Here is a 13,171-nt window from a genome sequence, read left to right as displayed (position 1 = left end):
GTGTCCAGAGGGGGCCGGTGTCCAGAGGAGTAGGGCAGGCCCCGGCCGACTCGCCCCGTACGGGGTCCGGACCCAGGCGGCTACACCGACTCTCCCCAAGGCGGATGCCTCTCGGGGAATCGTCACCCGTAACCTGTCTCCCCCCACCCCAACCCGTATCCTCATCCTGCCCTGCGAGGAGACCCGTGCACCCCACCCGCAAGGCGGTCGTGACAGCCGCCGCACTCCTGGTCATGGCCACTGCCGCCGGCTGCGAACCCGGCGGCGGCGCCACCGCGTCCCACCGGAGCTCCGCCAAGCCGGGGTGCCCCACCGCCCTGTCCAGAGCCAAGGAAGCCGTCAAGAAGGCCGAGGCGGTCAACGCCCCCTGGAGGGGTCCCACCACCGGGCCCAAGGCCGTCCACGGCAAGTCCGTCGTCTACATCGCCCAGACCCTGACCAACCCCGGCGTCGCCGGAGTCGCCCAAGGTGTCCAGGAAGCCGCCAAGATCGTCGGATGGCACGCCCGCACCCTCAACGGCCAAGGCACGCCCGACGGCCTCCGGGCCGCCTTCAAGCAGGCCCTTCACCTCAAGCCGGACGGCATCGTCATCAGCGGTTTCGATCCCGGGGTCGCCCCGGACGAGGTCAAAAAGGCGAATTCTGCGGGAATTCCGCTGATCGGCTGGCACGCCAACCCGGCCCCCGGTCCCGTTGACGACCCGAAACTCTTCAGCAACGTCACCTCCCGTGTGGAGGACGTCGCGAAGATCAGCGCCGACTGGATCATCGCCCGGTCCAACGGCCGCGCGGGTGTCGTCCTGTTCACCGACGCCACGGTGCCCTTCGCGAAGCACAAGTCCGACCTGATCAAGAAGGAACTCGCCACCTGCTCCGACACCAAGCTGCTGAGCTACACCAACATGCCCATACCCCAGGTCAACAGCCGCGCCATCGGGGAAGTCCGCTCCCTGATGGCCCGTTTCGGCCGCAAGTGGACCTACTCCGCCGCCATCAACGACCTGTACTTCCAGCACGCCGCCCCCGCCCTGCGTGCCGCGGGCAAGGACGGCGCCGGTGCCCCCTTCAACATCGGTGCCGGTGACGGCGACCCGTCGGCCTTCCAGCGCGTGAACGGCAAGGAGTTCCAGGCGGCCACCGTGCCCGAGCCGCTCTCGGAACAGGGCTGGCAGATCGTCGACGAGTTCAACCGCGCCTTCAGCGGCGCCAAGGACAGCGGGTACGTCGCCCCCGTCCACATCACGACCGACGCCAACAGCGGCGGCGCGCTGTCCTGGGACTCCGAGGGCTACCGGCAGGCCTACCGCAAGATCTGGGGCGATTGATGGACATGTCCTCCTGGGTGGAGGTCTGACGTGCCGAGTGGGAGGGCCTGCCACTTCGCACCGCTCGCGGTCCGGTTACGGCGGGCGGGCAGTCGTCTCGGTGGCGAAGCGCCTCAGTGGCGGCCGTGTGCAGAGTCTGCGGCTCCTCCGAAGAGCCGGCCTACCGCGCGGAAGGGAAGGGTGACGACGGTGGCGATGGCGCCGCCGATCGCCCGGATCACATCTGCGATCGCGCTCAACATGGGCGGACCTCCGTCCTGACTGCCCGGCGAGCCGGGCGTCGGTGCCACTGCGCGGCCGTCCGCGCGATGTTGCCCGGCTGTCAGGCATGACCTGGGAGAACTCGCCTGACAGCCCTGCGAACGGTCCCGCTTCACTATAGGTGCGCGTTCCGATGTCGGCATTTCAGCGGAAAGCGGCATCGAGGGGGGCAGATGCCTGCCCACGTCCCCGCCCATGCGCTTCTCACTCATGGCAACGAATCGATTACCCAAGGTGGGTCGAGTTATTTGGTCGAGTGTGGGGTCGCGGTCGAGTCCGGAGTTGTGCTGGGAAGCAGTGAGCCCAGCGGTCCCAGGTCCAGATTGAGGTCGCTCATGGTGAGTCCGTAGCGGCGGCAGAGTTCCGACATCCGGTCTTCGAGAATCATCAGCGTCATTCCGATCCGCTCCTCCTGGTCCGCACTCAGATCGCCCTGGTCGACGCGGTGCACTGCGGTGCGCTCCATGAGCTGCCGCAAGAGCTCGACGATGGTCAGCACCAATCTGATGAGATCTCGCTCGACGGTCTCCGGATCGGTCTTCAGCCGCTGGGTCAGGTCGCTGCCCGACCGCCGGTCGTTCGTCCCGGCCGGTAGCAGATCGAACGCCCGGGCCGCGGCTCGGGCGACCTCCGCGAAGGCGGGGTGGGGTGGGGTGTGAGGGTCTTCCGGCACGGGGCCGTCCTCCTTGTCGTTGTCGTCGTTGTAGAGAACGGCCGTGCACCGCAACGGAGTTGGGGTCCGTCGGATCACCACGGCGCCGGGTCGTCGGGCGTGATCGAGTGAATGACCGCACGCAGATTTATCCGGACCAGATCGACATCGGCGATCGACAGGACGAGGTCTCCGGTGAGGACCGCGCCACCGTTCAGCAGGCGGTCGAGAAGGTCGATCAGGGCGACCTGACGTCCGGCGAGCGGCTCCGCCACGGACCGGTCCGTCGCCACCTCGATGTCGTTCTCGATGTCGTTCATGTGCCCGCGCCCGCTGTGGGGGGTGTGGCGAAGGAATACGGTGCCCACGGGCCGGTGATCTCGACGTGAACGCCGGGCACGTCATCGGCCAGACCCGTCAACGCCTGGTGGAACTGTCCTGTCCGCTCGGCGGGTACCAGGTAGGCCTCGTTGGAGATGTTCTCGCCCGGGCCCGAAGCCAGATCGCCCTGCTGTGGACGGTGCGCGACCCTCGCCCGGGCGAGCGCGGACACCCGGTCCGGTACGGCGCCCGCGACCGCCCCCGCCGCACGGTACGCATCGCGGTGATGGCGCCGCTGCGCCCGGCGTTGTTGCAGGTACGCGCGGCCGGAGCGGGCCGGCGTGGAGGCGGATCCGGGGGCCGGTGCCGGGGTCGGGGCGGGTGGGGTCGCGGCCGCCTCGCGAGGGTCCGCGTAGACCTTGACCCCCAGCTCGACATGGCCTTGGAGCCACGAGAGCAGCTCGCCGAAGTCCGCTCGGCGTTCGTGGAGCATCGACCGGACCCGGGCGTCGTCCAGGTAGACCGTGGCCAGCCGCATGGGGAGCACGGTGGTGGTGGCGTAAGCCGCTTCGATCACGGCGTGATGCGTACGGGCGACGGCCTCCAGCTCGGACAGGTCCTCCAGCCGTGCCCGCATGCCCTCCTCGCTGTATGCGTCGGCCGGCACGGAGGACACGAGTGCGGACAACTCACCGCAGGTGACCGCCCGGAGGGGGCCGTTGTCCAACCCGGTGAGTTGCGGGGCCCACGTATCGAGTGCCGTGCCTGCGCGGCTGAGGGCGTAGACGTACGAGACCGTGGTGCCGGGATCCGTGGGGGTGTCGGGGCGGGCGGTCGGACTGGAGTCTGCTTCGGTCGGAGTGGCCTCTGCTTCGGTCGCAGTGGCGTCCACTTCGGTGATCTGGGCGTCGGTGTTCACCGTGTTCACCGTTCCTCCTCGTGCGGCGGCTGCGGCGTTCCGTCGCTGAGGGAGCTCTTCGGCAGACCGACGGCAGCCCGCAGTTCGGCGAGTTCGGCGCGCAGCCGAGAGTTCTCCTCGGTCAGGCGGTCGCTGCCCGCCGCCGGGGCGGGTGGGTCCGCGACCTCCTGGCGGGGCCGGGCACGGGAGGAGAGCGAAGGATCGTGCTCCCACCAGTCGATGCCCATCTCCTTGGCCTTGTCGACGGAGGCGACGAGCAGCCGCAGTTTGATGGTCAGCAACTCGATGTCGAGCAGGTTGATCTGAATGTCGCCCGCGATGACGACGCCCTTGTCCAGGACGCGTTCGAGAATGTCAGCCAGGTTGGCGGACGAGCCTTGCCCGCCGTACGGGGACATCCCGGAGGACGGCCCCATACGGCCGGCCAGTGAATCAGACACGTGATCAGCCTCGTCTGTACGTCAGTTCAGGTGGGACTGGGCTAGCGAGGGGTTGCTGACAGGGCCAGTGACGCGCCGCTGACAGGGTCAGTGACGGGTCGCGGCGGGGCGGCGTCGTGGACGCGCGGCGGGTGGGTCGTCCTCCTCGCCGAGGTCCTCCTCCTCACCCTCCTCTTCCTCTTCGAGGCCGGGTTCGTCTTCGTCCGGCTCGTCCCCGGCCGGCTCGTCCTCGTCAAGGTCGTCCTGGTCCTCTTCGACGCCGGCCTTGTCCTCGCCGGCCTCGTCCTCGCCGGCCTCGTCCTCGGCGGCCTCGTCCTCGGCGGCGCGCTCTTCGTCTTCCACGGCGTCGGCGTGCTCGACGACGACCTTGCCGTCGCGGATTTCGCCCCGCCAGCCGTCGGTGGCCTCGCCCCGCATCATGAGGAACTTCCGGTACTGCTTGAGGTCGAGGCGGGCCCGCCGGCCCTGGGCGCGCCAGAGGTTGCCGGTCTTCTCGAAGAGGCCCTTGGGGAAGTACTCAAGGACCAGCAGCACTCGCGTCAGGTCTTCGGTGAGGGGGTGGAAGGTCACCACACCCTTGACCGTTCCCTTGGCGCCCTCGGTGGTCCAGGTGATGCGCTCGTCGGGCACTTGCTCGGTGACGTTCGCCCGCCAACTGCGGGTGGACTTGGCGACCTTCACCTTCCAGTTGCTGGTGGTGTCGTCGGACGGCTCGACGCTCACGACACCCTTGGCGAAGGTGCTGAATTCCTGGAATTGCGTCCACTGGTCGTACGCCTCGCGCACCGGCACACCCACATCGATGTCCTCGACGATCGTCACGCTCTTGGACGCGCCGCCCCCGCTCTTGCGGCCCGTGCCGAACAGGCCCTTGACCTTGTCCTTGACGGTGTCCTTGAGCTGCGAGGCGCCAGCGGTCAGCGCGGCCTGTGCCGGTGAGCTGCCCGCACCGAGCGCCTTGCCGCCCTTGGCGAGGCCGTTGAGGAGCGCGCCCGAACCGTGGCCGGGCTCGCCGAGTCGGGCGACGCTTTCGCCCAGCCGGCGGCCGAGACCGGTGATGGCGTGCTGCGCCCGGGCCTGGAGGTACCGCTGGAATTCTTCCTTGAGTTCGTCGGCGGCCGGGCTCGCCACCACGTCGTCCTTCACCTTGCTGAAAGTGGACTCAGTCATTGCGGCCCCCGCGGTCAGCCGTCCTGCGTGCCGCACCGGAGGCCTTGGAGGCCTTCTTCCGGGCGCCCGTGGCGGTCTTTCGCGCACCCGAGGCCGACTTGCGCGCACCCGAGGTGGTCTTTCCCGTCCCCTGAGCCGCCTTGTCCGTGGCGGACTGTCCCGACTTGGCGGTCTTGGCGCCACCGGCCGGCTTTTCTCCGTCAGCCGGCTCCTCCGCCGGCTCCGCGGTGCGGCCGGTGCGGCTCTCGCTCTCCGTGTCGCTGAGTTCCAGGGTCCGCTCCTGCAAGGAGTCGGTGAGAGCGGACATGCGCTGGGTGAGCGCGGTGCTGACCGCCGACCTCGTGGCGTCCACGAGTTCGCTGCGTACCTGGTCGTTGAGCGGACCGAGGACCGGTGAATTGGCCACCAGTTTGCTCAGCTGCTTCGGGTCCAGGGGCAGCCGCTTTCCGGCGAGGTACATGCCCAGTCCGATGGCCAGCTTGGCCTTCTTCGTACGTCCCAGGATGTAGCCCCCTACGAGGGCCACACCTATCTTGGCGTTGCTCATCATCTCTCGTACACCTCGTTCTCCTCGGATCAGGAGTTGGTACGCAGCCGCTGCTGGTGGGCCTCCAGCCACTCCAGGCGGTCCAGTAGTTCGTCTTCGCGCCGGTCGAACTCCTCAGGCGTCAGGCTTCCGTCGAGCAATTGCCCTTCCGCGTCCCGCAGTTCCTGGCGCACGGGCTCCGGGTCGTAGTACTCGCGCTCCGCGGTGAGCAGCACCTGGTCGAGTACCCAGACCGTGCCCCGCACCGGGGCCAGCGGAAGGGTCAGGATGTTCGTGAGGAGGCCCATGGGGGTGTCTCCGCTCGACGGCGTGGGCGGGTATGGCGGGTGTGGACAGCCGGTTCAGACGAAGCTGTACGGCGGCAGCGGGCCGTTCAGGCGGAACGTGTAGGCCACGCCGCGCTGTGCGGCCTCCTGCTGGACGGCCTCGGAGAACGCTGCGGCCTTTTCCCGCCTGACCAGGAACGACACGTTCAGGAAGTGGGACTTGGTCGGGTCGGCGACCGAGGTACGTTCCGTTGCCGGCGTGAGGCGGGCCACTATCTCGGCGCACATACGGTCCTGCCGGGCATGGACCTCCTGGGAGACCAGTTCGCCGAGCGCCACCCGGTCGTGGTGCGCACCGGGATCGTGCCGGGTGCGCTCGTTGAGCCGCCGTACGGTGACGGACTCCGCCATGATCTCCCGCAGCAGGTCGTCCTCGTCGCGGGCGACCTTGAGATGGAACTCCAGGCAGCCGGCGATCTCCTTGAGGCGTTCGGTGTAGGCATCGCGCTGCTCCTCCAAGACGGCCGCGACCTGGTCGTCGTCGGGCCCCACCAGGCCGAACCGCATCGGCAGCGCGGTGCCGTCGGCGAGCAGACGCTCCTGCACGCTCTGGTGGGCGAGAACATCCCTGCGCTTGGCCCGCAGATCCGCCGGCGCGTCGCTGACCACTGCGCTGAGCTGCTCGGTCCGGACGGTGCGCAGCTCCGCTGCGGGGTCGCCGACCCCTGCGATGCCGTCCAGACGGAGCGGGTGGTCGGCATCGGTGATGGCGTAGACGTAGGTCGGCACGGTCACTCCTCCCGGCGGCGGGCCGTTCGGCGCTTGCCGGACGCGGAAGATGCGCGCGCCGGGCGCTCCGCTTCCTCCTCCTGCTCGGGTTCCTCGTGACCCTTCTGAAAGGAATCACTGAAAGCCTCGATGGCGCCGGTCAGTGCGCCTTTGGACTTTCCTTTGGCGCCGTCCTCGGTCACCTCGCCGACCAGGTCCGTGAGTTGACTGGGCGCCTTGCGGCCCGATTCCAGATCCAGTCGGTTGCATGCCTCGGCGAAACGCAGATAGGTGTCCACGCTCGCCACGACGACACGTACATCGATCTTGAGTATCTCGATCCCGACGAGGGAGACGCGGACAAAGGCGTCGATGACGAGTCCTCGGTCGAGTATCAGCTCCAGGACATCGTAGAGATTTCCTGAACCACTCCCACTGCTCGGTGCATTGGATTGCTGGACGACAGTCACGGTCGATCTCTCCTTCCCGTGCGTTGGAGCGGGGCTTGGCACGTTCGTGGGCACGTTCGTGATATCTGGTGAGCGTCTTTCCGTTCACCTCACCGGTCGATGTGGCCCCTGGCATAGCGGCGGGTGCGCTCGTATCCCACGAGTTCACCCTGTTCGTCGAGGTGGACGCGGTAGGAAGCCATCACGCTCGTGGTGTCCGGCACCCGTCGGATCTCCACTACTTCCACATCCGCCGACCAACCGTCGTCGGTGCCTTTGAGTGCGGATACCGAGTCGGGCTCGCAGGGGAGCATCTGGGCGAGTTGCGCGGCGGCGTGCCGCATCGCCGCGGGAGCGCCGATACGTTTCGGGCCGCTCTTTCCTTCCGTGCTCTCCGTCGTTTCCATGATCCGTCCGTTGCACGTCGTGGTGTGGTTGGTCTGGTTGAAGTCCCAAGTACCAAGTACGGGTGGCTGTTTGGGCGGTAGAACACCGCTTGCCCGACGGCGTCGAACATATGCGTGGCGGCGGCTCGCCGCTCCCTGCCGCCCCTGGAGCACCATCTGACGGCAGTGGATGATCGCTGGTGACAGCGTCACCGACGAGGAATCAACGGATACCGGTAACAGCGCGCAAACATCCGGGGTTTCAAAAAGGCAGGAGTGGCGAGACGAATGGTATGAGTGACGAACGAAAGAAGTCCGACGGCCCCTCGGGGACGGTGCAGCGCGAATCCAAGGCGGCTGCCTCCAAGGGAAGGAAGGCTGCCGAACAAACGGCTCGTGTCGCCACCGAGGAAACCGCGGCGGCGGGTGATCGTGCCAAGGCGAGTATCGAAAGCGGGCGGCAGGCCGCGATGGCCGCGACGGAAAATCTCGCTGCCACGGCCGTCACCACGTGGAAGGTCGTCAAGGAGCGCAAGGCCCTTGCCGCGAGTGTCGGCGCCGGGCTGATCGGCGCCGTCGGAGCGGCATTCGCCGCGGGGCGCGCCACCGCGAAGCCACGGACCGGCCCCCTGACGCGACTTTCCCACGGCCGTATCTGAGCCGTCCCCGTCTCCCTCACCACACCTGAATACTCCCCGTCGCCCCACCCGGCGCTTTCCGTCGGAGGTCGAACTCTCACCGCGTGGAGTCGAAGTCCCCTGTTCGGAGGTTGACTCTCATGGTTCCCCTGCTTCTCGTCCTGCTTCTGGCGCTCCTTCTCTTCGGTGCCGGATTCGCTTTGAAGGCCCTATGGATCGTCGCCGTCGTCGTGCTGGCGTTCTGGCTGCTCGGTTTCCTGATGCGGTCGACGGGCGCCGCCGGTCGACGCAGCCGCTGGTACCGCTGGTGACTTCACCGTCCGCGCGGGCTCCTCGCAGATGACTGCTGCGGGGAGCCCGCGCCGCCGCAATAGAATGAAGAAAACCGATTCGGCGGGCACAAAGAGGCCGCGCACAAAGAGACTGCGTGCAAGAAGATCGTGCACAAAAAGACCGCGTGCAAAAAGGCCGATGAATTTCCCTGGAAATACGCAGCCGCCGGCGTTCCGCCCTTCCGGCCGCCGGGCGGCCCACCACGACGGGAGGGTTCCCATGACGGACACCATCTGGAGCTTCGAAGGAAAGACGGGCTACCGGGCAGGCACCGACCTGACCGGCTTCGACGTCGAGGCGATCGACGGCAGGATCGGCAAGGTCGACAAGCACTCCGAGGAGGTCGGCACCGCTTACCTGGTCGTCGACACCGGGATATGGATCTTCGGCAGGCATGTCCTGCTGCCGGCCGGCACCATCTCCTCCATCGACGCCGAAGCGACCACGATCTACCTCTCCCGCACCAAGGACGACATCGAGCACGCCCCCGAGTTCGACAAGGACAAGCACATCGACGATGACGACTACCACCAGAGGCTCACGGGCTACTACGGCGCTCCCCACTCCTGACCGGCCAGGTGTCCTCCCGAAAACCCCGGGCATCGCTCCGGCTCCGTGGGCGGCACCGCGGGGGCGGCCCCGGGTCGTCACACGACCAGCGCCCCCAGCAGGGTGACGCCCGCCAGGAACCAGGCGACATAGTCCCCGGCATGGCCGGAGTGCAGCCGGCGCAGCGGCCCGGCCCAGCGGGCCGGTTCCTCCGGCACGGGCTGCCGCACGGCAGCCAGGGCGAACGCCGCGGCCAGAGCGGTGGCCAGCAGGCCCCACAGCACGCCGGGTGCGGTCCAGTGCGGCGGGGGAGTGGCCGCGGGCTCCGTCGTACGGCCGCCCAGCACGGTGGCCAGATAGCCGGCGTGGTCGGTGAAGGCGTCGGCCGCGGCGCCTACGCCCGTCCACAGTCCCGGGACCAGCCCCACCGCGAGCGCCCCGGCGAGCAGCACCGTGGGCACGGCGAGCATGCTGTCCGGCACCCGGGAGAGCCGCCCGCCACGGGTCTCCGGCTCCTCCGCATCCCCGGTCGTCTCCTCGGCCGAGCCGGCCGGCGAGGACCCCGCCGCGGTCTCCACGGCCGGCCCCGCCCCCAGGAACACCCGCGCCCCGGCCCGTAGCACCGCGCCCCCGGTGGCCGCCGAGACCAGCACGAACAGCGCCGTCGCCCAGCCGCCGGCAGCCTCTTCGGTGACGGCCTTGCCCAGCGCGGTGCCGAACGGGGGCAGTCCCGCCAGCGCCAGTCCGCCGATCCCGAACAGGGCGCCGGCCCACGGGAGGTCACGTCCCTTGCCGTGCAGTTGGTATTCGTCGACGCTGCCGAACCGGTCCAGGAGGATGCCGACGCAGGCGAAGAGTGCGGCCTTGACCCCGGCGTGCGCCAGTACGTACAGGACGACTCCGCCGAGTCCCTCCGGTGTGAGCACCGCGATGCCCAGCAGAAACAGCCCGGTGTGCGCCACCGTCGAGTAGGCGAGCAGCCGCTTGAGGTGGCGCTGCTGCCAGCACATCACCGCGCCCAGCACGGCGGTGAGCACCCCCAGGGCCAGCAGCGCGCGGTGCGCGTCGGGCGCCGGAATGCCGCCCGGGCCCGCGAAGACGGTCCAGTAGATGCGGGCCACGCCGTACAGTCCCAGCTCGACCATGACCCCGGACAGCAGCATGCACACCGGGGTGGGGGCCACCGCATGCGCATCGGCGAGCCAGAAGTGGAACGGCACCGCGGCGGCCTTGACCAGCAGACCGGTGAGGACGAGGACGAAGGCGGCGATCACCAGCCCATCCGGGCCGCCGGGCCGGGCGTGGAGGACGCTGCCGATCTGGGCGAGGCCGAGTTCCCCGGTCCGGGCGTAGAGCAGCCCGATGCCCAGCAACGTGGCGTAGGCGCCGAGGGAGTTGACGATGCCGAACACCAGCGCCCCCTGGACGGCGCGGGCCTCTTCGACGCGGTAGCCGGTGAGCGCGTAGGCGACGACACCCATCAGCTCGAAGAAGACGAAGGCGTTGAACAGGTCACCGGCGAGCGCGAACCCGCACATGCCCGCCTGGAAGAGCAGCACCAGGGCGGGGAAGGAGCCCGCGTGGCGCCGCGGCGGTTCGTCGAAGTACCGCCAGGCGTAGGCGAGGGCGGCCAGGGACAGCAGCGAGACCAGCGCGGCCAGGCCCAGGCCGATGCGGTCACCGACCAGCACGATGCCCACGCTTGCGCCGCCGTGCGGCCGCCAGCCGCCCAGCCATTCGACGGGCCGCGCGGTGGACGACGGTGTCGCGGCCGAGGCGGCCAGAGCGAGCGCTGCCGTACCCGCGGCGAAGAGGCACCCCAGCACTTCCGCGGCGTACCGCGGAAGCCGTCGGCCCGCGCCGACCAGCAGCGCCGCGCCGAAGAGCGGTGCGGCCACGATCAGCGGGAGGCTCTCTGCGACGGTCACCCCCGCAGCTCCGAGAGCTCGTCCGGGTCCACCGTCCGGTGCCGTTTGGCGATCTGGATGACCAGCGAGAGCAACAGCGCGGTGACGGTCGCCCCGATGACGATGTCCGTGAGGGTGAGGGCCTGCACCACGGGGTCGACGACCGGGCGGGAGCCCGGCGCGATGTCGGAGAAGACCGGGGCGGTACCGCCGCGCCGGTATCCGATCGCGAGCAGCAGCACATAGGTCGAGGACTGGCACACGGCGAGACAGCCCACCGCGTGGAGGAGGTTGCGGCTGGTGGCCAGCCCGTAACAGCCGATCAGGAACAGCCATCCGGCGATCAGGTACGGCAGCACACTCATGTCCCGGCCCCCGCTTCGTCGTCGCGCCCCGCGCCCTCGATCTCCACGGCCTGGTCCAGGAACCGCGCCAGCAGGACGACCACCCCGCAGGCCACCTCCACGCCGATCGCGGCATTGAGCAGGGGAACGGTGCCGCCGGAGGAGAGTGTGTTGAAGGTGCCGTAGGGAAGGAAGTTGGTCAAAAAAGCGGCCCCGGTGACCAGTGCGGCCGCGCCCACCAGCAGATAGGCGGCCTCACCCGCGGCATCCGCCACCTCGTACATGCCGACCGGCCGGATCCGCTCCAGCGCACGGTAGTCCACGGCGATATAGAGCAGATGCAGCGCGGTGGCGACCACCACCCCGCCCTGGAAGCCGCCCCCGGGACTGAGCTGGCCGTGCGCGATGACGTACAGGCCGATCAGCAGGGTGACGGGCAGCGCGAGCAGGGCATAGCGGCGTACGGGAGGGGCGACCCGGGCCGGCGCGGGCGGCAGCCGGTTCTCCTCGCGGGTCTGCCGCAGCAGGACGACGGTGCCCACGACCGAGCCGAACAGGATGGACTCCTCGCCGAGCGTGTCGAAGGCGCGCTGGTCGAAGTTGACGGAGGAGACGGTGTTGGCGGTGTGCCGGGCGAGCGCGGCATGCACGGCCCGGGCGCCGTAGGGGTGCCACGAGCCGCCGAACGCGGGCAGCTCCCAGCAGGCCGGCACGAAGAGGGCGGCCACCCCCAGAACCCCGATGGCCAGCACCCACCGCCGCACTCTGCTGCTCATTCGTGCTCCTCCCGGCGCTCGCTGCGGGCCGAGCGGCGCACCTTGCGGACCGACAGCAGCACCATCAACGGGGTCAGCGCGGAGCCGACGGCCAGTTGGGAGAGTGCGACATCGGGGGCCTGGAGCAGCAGGAAGACGGTGGCCAGCGCCAGGCCGAGCAACGAGAGCAGAAAGGACTGCCGTACCGGATCGCGGACCAGGACCGTGGCGGTCCCGGCACCGGCCACCAGGACCAGGCCGCACAGCAGCGGCAGTTCGTCAGCCATCGGACATCCCATCCGCCGGCCCGGTACGGTCGTGGCCCGCGACGACGGCGGCGTCCACCGCCCGGGCGGCCGCCCAGCTCCCCAGTATCAACAGCCCTCCGATGACCAGCAGTTTCACCATCGCCCTGCTGGGGCCGGTGGCCGCACACAGCGGCGGTACCACGGCGAGCACGGCCGCATAGCTCAGCGCCGTCACCGTGCGCAGCGCCCGAGGCCGCGGCGGACGCGCCGCCAGCCGGTCGGCGAGCAGTCGCACATACAGCAGCGTCCCGGCCGGTCCGAGCACCGAGAGCACCAGCGCCGGATCCACATACGCCGAGCGCGCGTAGCCCTGCGCCAGCAGCAGGACGACCAGGCTGAGCAGGGTGGTCGTGAGATTCTGCGCGGGCACCCGCCGGCGGACCGGGCCGGTGGCCGCGCCCCATGCGGCCGGGGCGACGCCGCCCACCAGCAGCGCCGTCCCCGCGGCGGTCCAGCCGTTCACCGGCGCCCGGCGGCGCGGCGCGCCCCGCAGCCCGCGGCGGCACTGAGCAGCGCGGCGCCGGCGCCGACCGCCCACTCCAGGGTGTCCACCGGACCGATCAGTACGATCCACAACCCGGTCAACACCGCCCACCAGCCGAGGAGTTCGGCGCCCGCCGTCAGCCGTCGCGTCATCCGCGCACCTCCTGCCGCCCGGGTACCCCGGTCTCAGGCTCACATGCGGCGGCCCGGCCGCCCCGTCACCGCGCCGCGCGTTACTCCGTCGGGGCGGGCATCCGGGGGGTCCCGGTCCGGGGTCACCGCGTGACCGCGGAGCGCTGTGGTGGCCCGCAGAGACAACTGCGGGCCACCACAGCGCATGTGACGGCCCG

At 69.7% G+C, this 13,171-nt stretch carries 21 protein-coding genes; 4 read left to right on the top strand and 17 right to left on the bottom strand.

The annotated features are described in order from the left end of the window. Nucleotides 1-185: 185 nt before the first annotated feature. Entirely contained in the window at nucleotides 186-1,325 is a 1,140-nt protein-coding gene (locus tag EST92_RS06335) for a substrate-binding domain-containing protein (protein WP_129279946.1), read from the top strand. A gap of 113 nt (nucleotides 1,326-1,438) precedes the next feature. Here EST92_RS06335 and EST92_RS31995 read toward each other — a convergent pair whose 3' ends face one another. From EST92_RS31995 to EST92_RS06280, 11 genes are all read right to left on the bottom strand, one after another. Continuing rightward, nucleotides 1,439-1,567 (bottom strand): LPFR motif small protein, encoded by a 129-nt coding sequence (locus EST92_RS31995; protein WP_006601851.1) that lies wholly within the window; start codon nucleotides 1,565-1,567, stop codon nucleotides 1,439-1,441. A 263-nt stretch (nucleotides 1,568-1,830) separates the two neighbouring features. Beyond that, nucleotides 1,831-2,259, bottom strand: a complete 429-nt coding sequence (locus tag EST92_RS06325; RefSeq protein WP_129279944.1) for a gas vesicle protein K — start codon at nucleotides 2,257-2,259, stop codon at nucleotides 1,831-1,833. A 74-nt stretch (nucleotides 2,260-2,333) separates the two neighbouring features. Continuing rightward, nucleotides 2,334-2,558 (bottom strand): gas vesicle protein, encoded by a 225-nt coding sequence (locus EST92_RS06320; protein ID WP_129279943.1) that lies wholly within the window; start codon nucleotides 2,556-2,558, stop codon nucleotides 2,334-2,336. Continuing rightward, nucleotides 2,555-3,487 (bottom strand): GvpL/GvpF family gas vesicle protein, encoded by a 933-nt coding sequence (locus tag EST92_RS06315; protein WP_254068562.1) that lies wholly within the window; start codon nucleotides 3,485-3,487, stop codon nucleotides 2,555-2,557. The genes EST92_RS06320 and EST92_RS06315 overlap by 4 nt, the downstream gene beginning before the upstream one ends. Next, nucleotides 3,484-3,918, bottom strand: coding sequence for a gas vesicle protein GvpJ (gene gvpJ, locus EST92_RS06310; RefSeq protein WP_254068561.1), 435 nt, complete (start codon nucleotides 3,916-3,918; stop codon nucleotides 3,484-3,486). The genes EST92_RS06315 and gvpJ overlap by 4 nt, the downstream gene beginning before the upstream one ends. A gap of 87 nt (nucleotides 3,919-4,005) precedes the next feature. Beyond that, a complete protein-coding gene (locus EST92_RS06305; protein ID WP_129279942.1) occupies nucleotides 4,006-5,088 on the bottom strand; it encodes an SRPBCC family protein in 1,083 nt (360 codons plus the stop codon). Beyond that, the gene (locus EST92_RS06300) at nucleotides 5,081-5,638 is read right to left on the bottom strand and encodes a hypothetical protein (RefSeq protein WP_153189044.1); all 558 of its coding nucleotides are present in this window, start codon (nucleotides 5,636-5,638) and stop codon (nucleotides 5,081-5,083) included. Before EST92_RS06300 ends, EST92_RS06305 begins: the two co-directional genes overlap by 8 nt. A 26-nt stretch (nucleotides 5,639-5,664) precedes the next feature. Next, entirely contained in the window at nucleotides 5,665-5,922 is a 258-nt protein-coding gene (locus EST92_RS06295; protein WP_129279940.1) for a gas vesicle protein GvpG, read from the bottom strand. A 54-nt stretch (nucleotides 5,923-5,976) separates the two neighbouring features. Then, nucleotides 5,977-6,690: a GvpL/GvpF family gas vesicle protein gene (locus EST92_RS06290; protein ID WP_129279939.1), complete on the bottom strand. Its 714-nt coding sequence runs from the start codon at nucleotides 6,688-6,690 to the stop codon at nucleotides 5,977-5,979. Nucleotides 6,691-6,692: 2 nt separating this feature from the next. Beyond that, nucleotides 6,693-7,139: a gas vesicle structural protein GvpA gene (locus tag EST92_RS06285; RefSeq protein WP_129279938.1), complete on the bottom strand. Its 447-nt coding sequence runs from the start codon at nucleotides 7,137-7,139 to the stop codon at nucleotides 6,693-6,695. Nucleotides 7,140-7,228: 89 nt separating this feature from the next. Next, on the bottom strand, nucleotides 7,229-7,525 hold the full coding sequence (locus EST92_RS06280; protein ID WP_129279937.1) for a gas vesicle protein: 297 nt from the start codon (nucleotides 7,523-7,525) through the stop codon (nucleotides 7,229-7,231). Nucleotides 7,526-7,839: 314 nt separating this feature from the next. Here EST92_RS06280 and EST92_RS31990 point away from each other — a divergent pair, with 314 nt between their 5' ends. From EST92_RS31990 to EST92_RS06265, 3 genes are all read left to right on the top strand, one after another. Continuing rightward, a complete protein-coding gene (locus tag EST92_RS31990) occupies nucleotides 7,840-8,163 on the top strand; it encodes a hypothetical protein (protein ID WP_254068560.1) in 324 nt (107 codons plus the stop codon). Between the two features lie 119 nt (nucleotides 8,164-8,282). Then, a complete protein-coding gene (locus EST92_RS06270; RefSeq protein WP_129279936.1) occupies nucleotides 8,283-8,453 on the top strand; it encodes a hydrophobic protein in 171 nt (56 codons plus the stop codon). A gap of 241 nt (nucleotides 8,454-8,694) precedes the next feature. Beyond that, a complete protein-coding gene (locus EST92_RS06265; RefSeq protein ID WP_129279935.1) occupies nucleotides 8,695-9,045 on the top strand; it encodes a PRC-barrel domain-containing protein in 351 nt (116 codons plus the stop codon). A gap of 77 nt (nucleotides 9,046-9,122) precedes the next feature. Here EST92_RS06265 and EST92_RS06260 read toward each other — a convergent pair whose 3' ends face one another. From EST92_RS06260 to EST92_RS31545, 6 genes are read right to left on the bottom strand one after another with little or no spacing between them, the layout of a single operon-like run. Then, nucleotides 9,123-10,952: a complex I subunit 5 family protein gene (locus EST92_RS06260; protein WP_129279934.1), complete on the bottom strand. Its 1,830-nt coding sequence runs from the start codon at nucleotides 10,950-10,952 to the stop codon at nucleotides 9,123-9,125. Then, nucleotides 10,949-11,296, bottom strand: a complete 348-nt coding sequence (locus EST92_RS06255) for a sodium:proton antiporter (protein WP_006601835.1) — start codon at nucleotides 11,294-11,296, stop codon at nucleotides 10,949-10,951. The genes EST92_RS06260 and EST92_RS06255 overlap by 4 nt, the downstream gene beginning before the upstream one ends. After that, nucleotides 11,293-12,051, bottom strand: a complete 759-nt coding sequence (locus EST92_RS06250; RefSeq protein WP_129279933.1) for an MnhB domain-containing protein — start codon at nucleotides 12,049-12,051, stop codon at nucleotides 11,293-11,295. Before EST92_RS06250 ends, EST92_RS06255 begins: the two co-directional genes overlap by 4 nt. Beyond that, on the bottom strand, nucleotides 12,048-12,317 hold the full coding sequence (locus EST92_RS06245) for a DUF4040 domain-containing protein (RefSeq protein ID WP_129279932.1): 270 nt from the start codon (nucleotides 12,315-12,317) through the stop codon (nucleotides 12,048-12,050). Before EST92_RS06245 ends, EST92_RS06250 begins: the two co-directional genes overlap by 4 nt. Next, a complete protein-coding gene (locus EST92_RS06240; protein WP_129279931.1) occupies nucleotides 12,310-12,801 on the bottom strand; it encodes a monovalent cation/H+ antiporter complex subunit F in 492 nt (163 codons plus the stop codon). The genes EST92_RS06245 and EST92_RS06240 overlap by 8 nt, the downstream gene beginning before the upstream one ends. Continuing rightward, nucleotides 12,798-12,974: a hypothetical protein gene (locus EST92_RS31545; RefSeq protein WP_174243941.1), complete on the bottom strand. Its 177-nt coding sequence runs from the start codon at nucleotides 12,972-12,974 to the stop codon at nucleotides 12,798-12,800. The genes EST92_RS06240 and EST92_RS31545 overlap by 4 nt, the downstream gene beginning before the upstream one ends. Between the last annotated feature and the right edge of the window lie 197 nt (nucleotides 12,975-13,171).

The sequence above is a fragment of the Streptomyces sp. TM32 genome (genome assembly GCF_004122755.1).
GTDB classification, from domain to species: Bacteria; Actinomycetota; Actinomycetes; order Streptomycetales; family Streptomycetaceae; genus Streptomyces; species Streptomyces sioyaensis.
The sequence above is the reverse complement of the archived record's forward strand: the minus strand, read 5'-3'. Positions and strand labels throughout refer to the sequence as shown.

Excerpts from the sequence above, each read along its gene's own strand:
- EST92_RS31995 (WP_006601851.1), bottom strand. The coding sequence starts at position 1,567 with ATGTTGAGCGCGATCGCAGATGTGATCCGGGCGATCGGCGGCGCCATC.
- EST92_RS06320 (WP_129279943.1), bottom strand. The coding sequence starts at position 2,558 with ATGAACGACATCGAGAACGACATCGAGGTGGCGACGGACCGGTCCGTG.
- EST92_RS06305 (WP_129279942.1), bottom strand. The coding sequence starts at position 5,088 with ATGACTGAGTCCACTTTCAGCAAGGTGAAGGACGACGTGGTGGCGAGC.
- EST92_RS06300 (WP_153189044.1), bottom strand. The coding sequence starts at position 5,638 with ATGATGAGCAACGCCAAGATAGGTGTGGCCCTCGTAGGGGGCTACATC.
- EST92_RS06295 (WP_129279940.1), bottom strand. The coding sequence starts at position 5,922 with ATGGGCCTCCTCACGAACATCCTGACCCTTCCGCTGGCCCCGGTGCGG.
- EST92_RS06280 (WP_129279937.1), bottom strand. The coding sequence starts at position 7,525 with ATGGAAACGACGGAGAGCACGGAAGGAAAGAGCGGCCCGAAACGTATC.
- EST92_RS06270 (WP_129279936.1), top strand. The coding sequence starts at position 8,283 with ATGGTTCCCCTGCTTCTCGTCCTGCTTCTGGCGCTCCTTCTCTTCGGT.
- EST92_RS06265 (WP_129279935.1), top strand. The coding sequence starts at position 8,695 with ATGACGGACACCATCTGGAGCTTCGAAGGAAAGACGGGCTACCGGGCA.
- EST92_RS06255 (WP_006601835.1), bottom strand. The coding sequence starts at position 11,296 with ATGAGTGTGCTGCCGTACCTGATCGCCGGATGGCTGTTCCTGATCGGC.
- EST92_RS06250 (WP_129279933.1), bottom strand. The coding sequence starts at position 12,051 with ATGAGCAGCAGAGTGCGGCGGTGGGTGCTGGCCATCGGGGTTCTGGGG.
- EST92_RS06245 (WP_129279932.1), bottom strand. The coding sequence starts at position 12,317 with ATGGCTGACGAACTGCCGCTGCTGTGCGGCCTGGTCCTGGTGGCCGGT.
- EST92_RS31545 (WP_174243941.1), bottom strand. The coding sequence starts at position 12,974 with ATGACGCGACGGCTGACGGCGGGCGCCGAACTCCTCGGCTGGTGGGCG.